The 12,168-nt window shown below is 32.9% G+C and carries 8 protein-coding genes; 4 read left to right on the forward strand and 4 right to left on the reverse strand.

What is annotated here, in order from left to right:
* Positions 1 to 67: 67 nt before the first annotated feature.
* From thrA to thrC, 3 genes are read left to right on the forward strand one after another with little or no spacing between them, the layout of a single operon-like run.
* On the forward strand, positions 68 to 2,515 hold the full coding sequence (thrA, locus tag AB8B90_RS03240) for a bifunctional aspartate kinase/homoserine dehydrogenase I (protein WP_405333578.1): 2,448 nt from the start codon (positions 68 to 70) through the stop codon (positions 2,513 to 2,515).
* Positions 2,516 to 3,436: a homoserine kinase gene (locus tag AB8B90_RS03245; RefSeq protein ID WP_405333580.1), complete on the forward strand. Its 921-nt coding sequence runs from the start codon at positions 2,516 to 2,518 to the stop codon at positions 3,434 to 3,436.
* The gene (thrC, locus tag AB8B90_RS03250) at positions 3,433 to 4,731 is read left to right on the forward strand and encodes a threonine synthase (protein ID WP_405333582.1); all 1,299 of its coding nucleotides are present in this window, start codon (positions 3,433 to 3,435) and stop codon (positions 4,729 to 4,731) included. Before AB8B90_RS03245 ends, thrC begins: the two co-directional genes overlap by 4 nt.
* Here the strand turns inward: thrC and AB8B90_RS03255 are convergent.
* The 4 genes from AB8B90_RS03255 to AB8B90_RS03270 form a co-directional block, all read right to left on the reverse strand.
* Positions 4,728 to 5,354 carry a hemolysin III family protein gene (locus AB8B90_RS03255; RefSeq protein WP_405333584.1) on the reverse strand — a complete coding sequence of 209 codons (627 nt, stop codon included), beginning with the start codon at positions 5,352 to 5,354 and terminating at the stop codon, positions 4,728 to 4,730. The two genes, thrC and AB8B90_RS03255, sit on opposite strands and share 4 nt — an antisense overlap.
* The gene (locus AB8B90_RS03260) at positions 5,354 to 6,040 is read right to left on the reverse strand and encodes a DUF4294 domain-containing protein (protein ID WP_405333586.1); all 687 of its coding nucleotides are present in this window, start codon (positions 6,038 to 6,040) and stop codon (positions 5,354 to 5,356) included. The genes AB8B90_RS03255 and AB8B90_RS03260 overlap by 1 nt, the downstream gene beginning before the upstream one ends.
* A 172-nt stretch (positions 6,041 to 6,212) precedes the next feature.
* Complete coding sequence (locus tag AB8B90_RS03265; protein ID WP_405333588.1) at positions 6,213 to 9,875, reverse strand: M1 family aminopeptidase; 3,663 nt, start codon at positions 9,873 to 9,875, stop codon at positions 6,213 to 6,215.
* Positions 9,876 to 9,877: 2 nt separating this feature from the next.
* Entirely contained in the window at positions 9,878 to 10,777 is a 900-nt protein-coding gene (locus AB8B90_RS03270) for an ABC transporter ATP-binding protein (RefSeq protein WP_405333590.1), read from the reverse strand.
* A 133-nt stretch (positions 10,778 to 10,910) separates the two neighbouring features.
* Here AB8B90_RS03270 and AB8B90_RS03275 point away from each other — a divergent pair, with 133 nt between their 5' ends.
* Complete coding sequence (locus AB8B90_RS03275) at positions 10,911 to 11,999, forward strand: M42 family metallopeptidase (protein WP_405333591.1); 1,089 nt, start codon at positions 10,911 to 10,913, stop codon at positions 11,997 to 11,999.
* Positions 12,000 to 12,168 lie beyond the last annotated feature (169 nt).

The raw sequence follows: 12,168 nt of genomic DNA on the forward strand, positions 1-12,168 counted from the left end.
AAAGTAAAAGTAATACTTTTGGAACTTAATATAAAAACAACTTAAACTTAGTTGTAAATCTAGAATAATGAAGGTTTTAAAATTTGGAGGAACATCTGTCGGATCAGCAAATAATATCAATCAGGTCATATCTATTTTAGAAGGTAAGTCTGAAACGGATAAGGTCATTTGTGTGGTTTCAGCAGTTGGAGGAATCACTGATAAATTATTAAATGCTGGACATCTTGCACAAGCCAAAAACAAAGACTATAAAGATGCATTTAAAAGTATTCAACGTATTCATTTAAAACTAGTTGAAGCTCTTATTCCGAAGAAAAACAAAGACATCCTCAAGTATGTAGAAACTAAGTTAAACGAACTCAAAGAACTTTTAGATGGCTTGTTTTTGATAAACGAACTTTCTCCAAAAACTTCAGATAAACTAGTGAGTTTTGGAGAATTATTATCCTCTTACATACTTTCTGAAACTTTGAAATCCAGAGGAATTCACACAGAAAGAAAAAATAGTCAAGAACTCATTGTTACAAATTCAAATTTCACAAAAGCAGATGTCCTTTATAAAGACACTAATACGAATATAAAAGCATACTTTAAATCTGCGAAACAAGACATTACTATTTTACCAGGATTTGTTTCAAAATCTAATCTTGATGAAATTACAACTTTAGGTCGTGGTGGTTCAGATTTTACTGCAGCTATTGTTGCAGCTGCCTTAAAAGTGAAACAATTAGAAATCTTTACTGATGTTAGTGGCATCTATACTGCCAATCCTAAATTAGTAAAGCATAGTTATCCAATTAAGCGTTTATCGTATCAGGAAGCGATGGAATTATCTCATTTTGGAGCTAAAGTATTGTACCCTCCGACGGTTCAACCTGCTTTAGATTTAAACATTCCAATTCACATTAAGAATACCTTAAAACCTGATGACGAAGGAACCACAATTTCTTCAAAAACTGACCTTACAAATGGATCTCCAGTTAAAGGTATTACAAACATAAATGATATTGCATTACTGACTCTACAAGGCAGTGGGATGGTTGGTATACCTGGGTTTTCAAAACGATTATTTGAAACCCTAGCTCAAGAAAAAATAAACATCATTTTCATTACTCAAGCGTCTTCTGAGCATTCTATTTGTTTTGGAATAGATGTCAGAGATGCTGAAAAAGCAAGAGTGGCCATCGATACTGCTTTTGAAAATGAAATTTCTTTACATAAAATTGATCCAATTTTAGTTGAAAACGAACTTTCAATTATTGCACTTATTGGAGATCACATGAAAAATTTTCAAGGAATAAGTGGTAAAATGTTTAGCACTCTTGGAAAAAACAATATCAATATTAGAGCCATTGCACAGGGTGCTTCAGAGCGAAATATTTCAGCAGTTATTAATAAACATGACGTAAAGAAAGCACTCAATGTACTTCATGAGCGGTTTTTTGAAGTTAAAACAAAACAACTCAATGCATTTATAGTTGGTATTGGAAATGTTGGCGAAAAACTCATTGATCAAATTACACAACAGCATAGTTTTCTTAAGAAGAAATTGAAAATCGATGTTCGCATCACTGGAATGGCCAATTCAAGAAAAATGGTTTTTGATGCTGATGGTATTAACCTTAATGATTGGGCTTCTCAATTTCATTATGCTGAAAAATCAAGTTTACAAGGTTTTTTTAATAAGGTCATCGAAATGAATTTGCGTAACAGTATTTTCGTTGATATAACAGCAGATGAAGGAGTTTCTAAATGGTATGATAACTATTTAAAGCAAAGTGTTGCCGTAGTCGCTTGTAACAAAATTGCGTGTTCTGGTCCCTTTGAAACTTATAAAAAGCTTCAAGATTTATCGCTGAGTTATAATGCGCCATTTTTATATGAAACTAATGTTGGTGCTGGTTTACCCATTATAAACACATTAAACAACTTAGTTGTCTCAGGAGATAAAGTAACAAGTGTACAAGCTATCTTGTCTGGAAGTCTAAACTTTGTATTTAATAATTTTAGTGACCGAACTAACTTTCATGATACAGTAAAGCGTGCTCAATTTGAAGGCTACACAGAACCTGATCCAAGAATTGATTTAAGTGGTGTTGATGTTGCAAGAAAAATATTAATTCTAGCGAGGGAAAATGGAGGTATGATGGAGATTGAAGACATCGACAATAAATCCTTTTTAACAAAATCAAATTTGGAAAGCACATCTGTTGATGATTTTTATAAAACGCTCAAAGCAGATGAAGCTCATTTTCAAAAATTATACGCTTCAGCTAAATCTAAAAATTGTCAGTTAAAATATGTAGCTGAATACAAAAATGGGAAAGCAAAAGTTGGCTTAAGAGAAATCCCTGAAGGTCATCCGTTTTATAATTTAGCAGGTAAAGATAATATTGTAATGTTCTATACTGAACGTTATCCAGAACAACCTCTAATTGTAAAAGGTGCTGGTGCTGGTGCTGATGTAACAGCCTCAGGATTATTTGCCGATATCATTAAAATAGGAAACAAATAAATGGATCACATAAAAATTTTTTCTCCTGCTACTGTAGCAAATGTATCTTGTGGATTTGATGTTCTAGGGTTTTGTTTGGACACCATTGGAGACGAAATGATTATTAAAAAAACAGTTCAAAAAGGAATAATCATATCTAAAATTGAAGGTTATAACCTGCCTTTTGAAGTTAAAAAAAATGTGGCTGGTGTTTCAGCTTTAGCGATATATAATGATGCTAAACCTGATTTTGGATTTGATATTGAAATCTATAAAAACATTAAACCTGGTAGCGGTGTTGGAAGCAGTTCTGCAAGTGCAGCTGGAAGTGTTTTTGCTATTAATGAATTACTAGGTCGACCGTACAATAAAACTCAACTCACAAAATTCGCCATGAAAGGTGAAGCATTAGCTAGTAACTGTGAACATGCAGACAACCTAGCTCCTGCTCTTTTTGGTGGTTTTACCTTAGTTAAAAATTTATCACCATTACAAATAGTACAACTACCAACTCCAAATGAACTATTCGCAGTCGTAATTCATCCTCAAATAGAAATTAAAACGTCTGAATCTAGGGCCATTTTACCGAAAGAGGTCTCTTTGAACAATGCAATTACACAATGGGCAAATGTGGGAAGCTTAGTTCATGCTCTACATACTGAAGATTATAAATTAATCAGTGAAAGCCTTAATGATGTGATTGTTGAACCACATCGCAGTAAATTAATTCCGTATTTTAGTGATGTAAAACAAACTGCTATAAATAGTGGTGCTTTGGGTACTGGTATTTCAGGATCTGGTCCTTCAATATTTAGTTTATGTAAAGGTATTGACAGTGCCAATAAAGTAATGGATGCCATTAAAAATCTATATTCAAAAACAGAAATAGCTTTTGAAATGTATGTATCAAAAATCAATACTGAAGGGATTAAAATATTATGAACTATTTCAGTTTAAATAAAAAAGCTCCAAACACATCGTTTAAAGATGCTGTCATAAGAGGCTTAGCTCCAGATAAGGGTTTATATTTCCCTGAACATATTCAAGCCTTACCGAGTTTATTTTTCGAAACTATAACGGATTATTCTCATACAGAAATTGCGTTTGAAGCGATTAAACAGTTCGTAACTCCTGATATCCCTGAACCTATATTAAAAGAGATTATAGAAGATACTTTGTCTTTTGATTTTCCTATTGTTGAATTAAATAAAAATATTTCAACACTAGAATTATTTCACGGACCAACAATGGCTTTTAAAGATGTTGGTGCACGATTTATGGCAAGATGTCTTGGTTATTTTAATTCAGACAACTCAAATGAAGTTACTGTTTTAGTTGCTACATCTGGTGATACTGGAGGAGCTGTTGCCAATGGTTTCTTAGGTGTGAAAGGTGTTAATGTCGTGATTTTATATCCTTCTGGAAAGGTAAGCGATATTCAAGAAAAACAACTAACAACGCTTGGACAGAATATTACAGCACTTGAAGTGGATGGTGTTTTTGACGACTGTCAAGATATGGTAAAACATGCATTTTTAGATGAAGAGTTAACCGAAAAAATGCAGTTAACCTCAGCTAATTCAATAAATGTGGCGCGTTGGCTACCTCAACTTTTCTATTTTATGTTTGCATATAAACAACTACATCAAACATATAATGACATTGTATTTTCAATTCCTAGTGGAAACTTTGGAAATATTTGTGCAGGAATGATGGCGCAACAATTAGGTTTACCCATCAAACATTTTATAGCATCAAATAATGCTAATAATGTGGTAACTGAATATTTAAAAACTGAAACTTATCACCCAAAACCATCTGTTCAAACCATTAGTAATGCAATGGATGTTGGAAATCCGAGTAATTTTATTCGCATTCAGGAAATTTATAAAAACGATTTTAGTGCATTGAAAGAACATCTATCATCTTATAGTTTTACAGATGACCAGACCAGAAAAGCAATGGCTGATATTTACGAGTCTTATAATTATATTGCTGATCCTCATGGAGCTGTCGGTTATTTAGGATGTGAATCACATCTTGAAGCACACCCTAATTCGCATTGTGTGTTTTTAGAAACAGCACATCCAACAAAATTCTTAGATGTTGTTGAAAACGTCATTGATATTAAAATTGAGTTGCCAGAGCAGATTAAATCAGTAATGCATAAAGAAAAAGTAGCAATATCAATTTCAAACTACAATGATTTAAAAGCATTTCTATTGAGTAAGGTTTAGATCACAAAAAAATAGACCATAAAGAAGTGACAAATAGCGCCTCCTAAAACAAAAAAGTGCCAGATTACATGATTGTAAGGAATTTTCTCTATCGCGTAAAAAACGATTCCAACAGTATAGAATAAACCTCCAGAAAAAAGCAATAATAAACCGTTGGTGTCTATTCGGTCTGCTAATGTTGAAAAATCAAACACAATTAGCCAACCCATTACTAAATATAATAAGGTTGAAAATGTTTCAAATTTACCTGTAAAGAACAGTTTTAAAACCACTCCAAAAGCAGCAATTCCCCAAACTATCCAAAACAACTCCCAACCTAAACTATCAGGTAATACTATAAGTAAAACTGGAGTATATGTTCCTGCAATAAGCAAATAAATACTAATATGATCAACAATCCTGAAGTAGTGTTTTCGTCGTTCCCCTTTAACAGCATGATAAAAAGTTGACGCTAAAAACAAGATGATTATTGAACTCCCATACACAATAACACTAAATAATGCATAAGGTGTTTCTTCTTTTAAAAAAAGGATTAAAAAGATTAAACCAATGATACCTAAAGCTGCACCAAAAGCGTGACTCAAAGCATTTAATTGCTCTTCTAAAGCAGATTGTATTCGCATTATTGTTTGGGTTCTGTAGTTTTGTTATGCAACCATTTATCAGTAAGATCATAATAATCAAAATCAATAGCTGGCTCTTGTCTGTCTAATTTTCCATCTTGAAAAGCACGTTCTAATATATCTTCAATAAGAAAATCTTCTTTAACATTGATTGGGTCAAACTCCCGTTTTAATGAGATATCAAATACACTAGCAGTTGTATTAAACCAAAAGGCTCGCCAACCATTTCTCAATTCCTTTATAAGTTGAAACGTTGTTTTACCAGTTTGTCTATGGATGAGTTTAACTAAAATCTGACCTTCAGTTCGGGTAAGTTTTTTCAGTTCTGCTGAAAACTCTTCTTCAATGTATTTCTGAATGAGTTTAGCATAACGCTTTTTTGCTCGCCTTGATTCTAGAGTTTCCAAACGCTCTTTCAAGGTTGTTAATCGTTCGGCTGCTAGTTTAGCATAAGGATATACTTTAATCGTTTTTCGCTTTAAAATTAAGTATGTGATTCGATCTTCTTTTGAATCAAACTTTAGCTTCTGAAGTAATAGCACTTCATTGAGATCAATCGCTGTTTTTGGTATTGAGTCACCTTCAATTAAAATATACTCAACAACAGTCGAGTCTTCTTCTACAGGTTCTATTTGAGCCATCAGAATAACAGGACATAAAAGGAATATATACTTAATTAATTTCATTATTAATGATTACTCTAAAACCATTCCAAAATTAGGGATTTACACCTACTTTAACCTTAAAATTGAATTAATATTATCTAAATTAAAGACTTCTCACAGCAAAATTTGTTACAAAAAAACTCATGAGTATAACAACCTATGAGTCTTAATGATTTTAATATGTATGAACTGACTATAACTTTTTTCTATTATCGTCTGAATTAGTATCTATCAATTTATTATAAGGATCCACTCCTACTTCAGTTGGCTTTTGATCGACTATAATGCTGATCTTATTATTAATTTCGGTGATCTTATGTTTTTTCAAATACAATTCGACGTCTTTCTTTTTTCCATCATCACCTGTATCTTCAGTAAAAATTCCTATGTCAATATAATCGGCTAATATCACAGAGTACTCTGCGCGTTTCTTTCCTTCTGGCTTATACATCAAAGAGTCTCCAACTTTTTCACCATAAAAGCGCTTCCCTTTTTCATCGTTTCTGTATTTGCTCACATTAAATTCAACATCAACTTGAAATTTACCATTATCTAATTCGGTAACATTTGAATCTACAATTTTATTTTTATAAAGCGTAATCGTTTCAAACATGTCTTTAATTACATACTGTAACGAGTCTGGAGTCACTGCTTTAATATCATCTACAAACTCAGTCGCCACTGGATAAGGAGCTCCTTTGAATTGATACTTCTCTGCAAATCTTTTTATAACATTATTAAATTTCTTTTCACCTAAATAATCACTCATCGCATATAATACTAGAGATCCCTTTTGGTAATGAATATATTGTTGATTTTCATTGTACATTAATGGATTTTCTTTTATTTGCTCAACAGTTCTGCCTAAAAGATAACCATCCATTGCATCTTTAAGAAATTTACGCATTTGCTGTTTCCCATTAGTTTTTTCCAATACTTTAAGCGAACTATATTCTGATAAACTTTCAGAAAGCAATGTAGCGCCTTTAGCCTTTGCACCAATGACTTGATGCGCCCACCATTGATGTGCTAGTTCATGTGCAGTTATACTAAACGGATAATCTACGGCATCATCATCTTCATCATCTACATCTGCAATGAATCCTATAGCTTCACTAAACGGAATTGTATTAGGAAAAGCTTGCGCAAATCCGCCTCCAGTTCTTGGGAATTCTATAATTCGAGCTTGTCTATGTTGATAAGGTGTATAGTTATCATTATAATAATCTAAGCCTTCTTTTAAACCATTCATCATACGATCTACATTATAATCATGAGCTGGATGGTAATAGATTTCTAACTTTACACCATCATGTGTATCTCGTTTAACCTCATAACGACCACTTAAAAATGCATAGAAGTTTAAGATCTTAGAATCCATTTTATACTCAAAATATTTTCGCCCTTCTTCTTCCCATTCTTTTGTGAGATATCCTGGAGCAATAGCTATTTGATCGTTAGATGTACTTACAGTCGCTTCAAAATCAATCCAGTCACTGTTTCCTCCTATATAATTATTTTCTCTAGCACCAGGAGCATCCTGAGCAGGCCAAACATCTTTAGGTGATAAACCATATTTCTTTCGCACCTGAGGATTACGCAATTCTCCTTGATCACTATAACCAATAGCTGGAAATATAGTGTTATTTATAAAGGTTCCATTATCTACTACAGGAGAATTATTATCAAAAAATGTATTGGGTTTATTATTAGTCGTAAACGTCATAATTAGTGTATCACCTGGTTGTAACGTTTTATCAAATTGATACATACGATAGTTATAATCCTCATGATCGTAGACAATTTCAGTTGCACGATTTAATTCAATTGTTGTAGGTCGATCAGGATAGTTTACATGCAACGTATCAATCGCAGTATCAGTTTGATTTATAAGTGTATAAGTTGCGCCTGCCTTGAAATCTCGTGTTTTCGGAAATATATCCATAAACGTTTTAACAGCAACTAATCGAGGCTGAGGCGCTTTATTAAACTTACTCAGATCTTTTTCATAATTAACTCTAAGTTCTTCTCTTTCCTTACCAGTTGTACGTTCATTATCAATATTATTGACTTTCCAAATATATCCACCAATGGCAAAAAACCCTAATAATGATAGTGTAATCACACCAATTAATGGCTTTGTAAATCGTTTTTTTGCAAAAGCAAAACGTTCCTTTATATTAGAACCCATTCCACGACGATAGAATATAATAGCTAAAACAAATAATGCAATACCAAATAGAATCCAATATAAGCGATAAGTGAAGTATGCTGGCAGACCACTTCCGTAACCGTTCATATCACTTGGACTAGGAGATCCAGCACCTTTGTTAAATATAAATTGACTTTGTTCTACACCAATAGCACTCAATAGTGGTGGTATTCCTAAAGCTAATACCAATAAAGTAATTAAACCTAGCCATCGATTTTTAATAAGTGTGTGGATTAATATGGACATTAATACCCATGGAATAAAGTCCCAAATATTAACAATGTATAAATCATACAGATAGAGTAGCAATTCAAATTCAAAATAACCATTGTAAGTTTGAATGATTATTCCGCTTAATATAACGATCAATAGTAGTGTCGCAATCATAACTACCATGGCTACGAATTTAGAAAACAGAAACACCCAATTTCTAGTCGCAGTAGTATCTACCAACTGATTCGTATGAGCTGATTTAGCTCTATTCATAATCAATCCCGTGTAGAGATAGATTAACAAATACGCAAACGTACTAAATATACCTCCTGCAAATTGAAGCATTACCCAAGTTTTAGGTAATATATCTGTTCCATATTGCTGACCAGTAATTAGCATAGTGAGTAGTGAAAATGCAAAAGCTACAGATGCAATTATGATAAATGGCCATCCTTTTATAATGTATGCGATATCAGACTTTGCTATTATCCAAGAAGTTTTAAGTTGACCTAAAAAAGTAAAGTCTTGATTCGCCTTAGGCATTACAACTTTCTGTATCGTTCCAAAATTTTTCTTTGTGACTCTTTGAACTTTAGCTTTAAAAAGAGAAATCGTAGAAGGGTTTTGAGAAAATCTAAATTTAAATAATACACTTATAAAAACTAAAATAGCTATCCCTAACCAAATTAAACGGTTGTATAAAAGTGTTCCTGTAAGTGGGATAAGTTGTGTGCTTTGTTCTTCAGGTGTCCAATACCTAATTAAGTTATAAGTAGCACTATCACCAGTTGGTTCTAACAATTCTACCCAATAGGTATCATCCATATTAGGCAGACTAGTTTGTGCTGCAAATTGAAGAATAATCATGACCAAAACAAACATAAAACCTATGTTCACATTACGTAAAAAAGCAGTTATTGCAAATACTATAGCTCCATAAAAGAATACGTTAGGAATAATATAAACTAAGAATGGTTGCAAATAATTCATGATTTTAAATGGTCCTACCAAATCTGCATTTGCACCTGGCAGATAGAAACCCAAAGTAATTCCAATGGCACTGGCTATAATTACAAGTAATGTAATGGTCATACCAGCACAAAATTTTGCCAATAAATAATTCACTTTTGTTAGTGGATATGAATAAAGCACGTAATGCGTGTTGTTCTTAAAATCACGTTGTATCGTCCCACCAATAATTGAAGGTATTAACAAATATGTAAATATGGCGAAAAGCCCTAAAAGCCCATAAATACCTACAGCACTATTCAACTTTATGGCACTAGTAACGGTTGCATTATCACTATCAAAAACACCTACAGCAAGAGCAGATAATCCTATTGATAACAAAAACATTATACCAGCATATATGTAAAAAGCAGGTTTCTTGAACCAGGTCTTTATCTCGTGTAAAAAAATTGTTGAAAACATAATTAGGCGATTTCTGGTTGAGAGACAAATTGATCATTACTTAAGGTTGTAAAGTACACATCCTCTAGTGTTGGCTTCACTTTTTCAAATTCACCTCCTGGAGATTGATCTGCATAAACACGAACATTAAGCATGTTGTCTTCATTATAATTTGAGGAAATAACATTGTAAGTCTCTTGCATTTGTTCAATCTCTTCACGTTTAACAGTCGTCAACCAAATCTTATCTGCTAATGCCGCAGTCATTTGATTTGGAGTAGCTTGAGCTAGTATTCTTCCTCCATTTAATATCGCCATATCTGTACATAATTCTTTAACATCATCAACGATATGAGTTGAAAAAATTACGATGTGGTTTGTTCCAATTTCTCTTAAAACATTTAAAAAGCGATGACGTTCAGCTGGATCTAAACCTGCTGTTGGTTCATCTACAATAATAAGTTTAGGACTATTCAATAATAATTGAGCAATTCCAAAACGTTGTTTCATTCCTCCAGAATATCCTGCAACGTGTTTGTTACGCACCTCAGTTAAATTAGTAACCTCGAGCGCCTTATCAACTAAACTATTTCGCTCTTTTTTATTAGTAATTCCTTTTAGACTTGCGAAATAATGTAATAAATCATTTGCACTCATTTTGGGATATACACCAAACTCTTGTGGTAAATAACCCAAAATTTTTCTAAGGTTCATTTTGTCTTCTAGCACATTTATATCACCAAACATTATAGATCCAGAATCTGGACTCTGCAAAGTAGCAATCGTTCTCATTAAGGAAGATTTCCCTGCACCATTGGGCCCTAACAAACCAAACATTCCTGTACCTATTTCTAAGTTTAGGTTATCAATGGCTTTGACTCCGTTTTTGTAAGTTTTAGTTAAATCTTTAATGATAAGTTTCATCGGTATCCGTTTTAGTTATAAGACAATATGTACAAAAATAAGAGGATTTGTTACAAAAAAGAGTTCCGAAGGCATTAAATCAAAAGAAAACAGTTTATTTTTACAACAATATATAAATCAGAATTACACTCTTATGGCTAAAAAAAGCATACTCAACAAAAAATCACTTGATTTCTTAGAAAAATATTTAAATAATGCGGCACCAACTGGTTACGAATGGGACGGACAAAAAATTTGGATGGACTATTTAAAACCTTATGTTGATGAATTTATAACTGATACTTATGGAACTGCTGTTGGTGTTATCAATCCAAAAGCAAAATACAAAGTGGTTATTGAAGGCCATGCTGATGAGATTTCATGGTATGTAAATTACATTTCAGATAACGGATTGATTTATGTCATTAGAAATGGTGGTAGTGATCATCAAATTGCGCCTAGTAAAATTGTTAATATTCATACCAAAAAAGGCATTGTTAAAGGCGTTTTTGGATGGCCAGCAATTCATACAAGAAATAGAGCTAAAGAAGAAGCTCCGAAGCCAACAAATATTTTTATCGATTGTGGTTGCAAAACTAAAGAAGATGTCGAAAAACTTGGCGTTCATGTTGGTTGTGTCATTACTTATCCAGACGAATTTCATGTCCTTAATAAAGATAAATTTGTATGTCGTGCTCTAGATAATAGAATGGGCGGATTTATGATTGCTGAAGTGGCAAGACTTTTAAAGGAAAACAAAAAGACATTGCCATTTGGTTTATATGTGACTAATTCTGTTCAGGAAGAAATCGGATTGCGTGGTGCTGAAATGATTACACATACTATAAAACCTAATGTTGCTATTGTAACTGATGTAACTCACGATACGACGACTCCAATGATCGACAAGAAAAAAGAAGGTCATTTAGAATTAGGAAAAGGTCCAGTAGTAGCTTATGCTCCTGCTGTTCAGCAAAAATTACGTGATTTAATTACAGAAACGGCTGAAGCAAAGAAAATACCATTCCAGCGTTCTGCGCTTTCAAGAGCTACAGGAACTGATACTGATGCTTTTGCCTACAGTAATGGTGGTGTTGCTTCTGCTTTAATTTCACTTCCACTTCGTTACATGCATACTACTGTAGAAATGGTGCATCGTGAAGATGTTGAAAATGTGATTAAAATGATTTACGAAACATTACTTAAAATTAATGATGGAGATACGTTCTCTTATTTTGAATAACCAGCTAAGCTAGATTTGGCAACGAACTCATTAAACACAAAGCCTCTTCGTTGAGGCTTTTTTTATCGATAATCTATGTTAAAAAACCAAAAACATCTATTTTCAATTCCAGAAGACATTACATATTTAAATATCGCTAGTCAATCTTCTTCTTTTAAAGCGGTATATG

Source organism: Psychroserpens sp., assembly GCF_045105015.1.
GTDB lineage: Bacteria > Bacteroidota > Bacteroidia > Flavobacteriales > Flavobacteriaceae > Psychroserpens.

What these genes read in the sequence shown, in the direction of transcription:
- thrA (WP_405333578.1), top strand. Translation starts at nt 68, where the DNA reads ATGAAGGTTTTAAAATTTGGAGGAACATCTGTCGGATCAGCAAATAAT.
- AB8B90_RS03245 (WP_405333580.1), top strand. Translation starts at nt 2,516, where the DNA reads ATGGATCACATAAAAATTTTTTCTCCTGCTACTGTAGCAAATGTATCT.
- thrC (WP_405333582.1), top strand. Translation starts at nt 3,433, where the DNA reads ATGAACTATTTCAGTTTAAATAAAAAAGCTCCAAACACATCGTTTAAA.
- AB8B90_RS03255 (WP_405333584.1), bottom strand. Translation starts at nt 5,354, where the DNA reads ATGCGAATACAATCTGCTTTAGAAGAGCAATTAAATGCTTTGAGTCAC.
- AB8B90_RS03260 (WP_405333586.1), bottom strand. Translation starts at nt 6,040, where the DNA reads ATGAAATTAATTAAGTATATATTCCTTTTATGTCCTGTTATTCTGATG.
- AB8B90_RS03265 (WP_405333588.1), bottom strand. Translation starts at nt 9,875, where the DNA reads ATGTTTTCAACAATTTTTTTACACGAGATAAAGACCTGGTTCAAGAAA.
- AB8B90_RS03270 (WP_405333590.1), bottom strand. Translation starts at nt 10,777, where the DNA reads ATGAAACTTATCATTAAAGATTTAACTAAAACTTACAAAAACGGAGTC.
- AB8B90_RS03275 (WP_405333591.1), top strand. Translation starts at nt 10,911, where the DNA reads ATGGCTAAAAAAAGCATACTCAACAAAAAATCACTTGATTTCTTAGAA.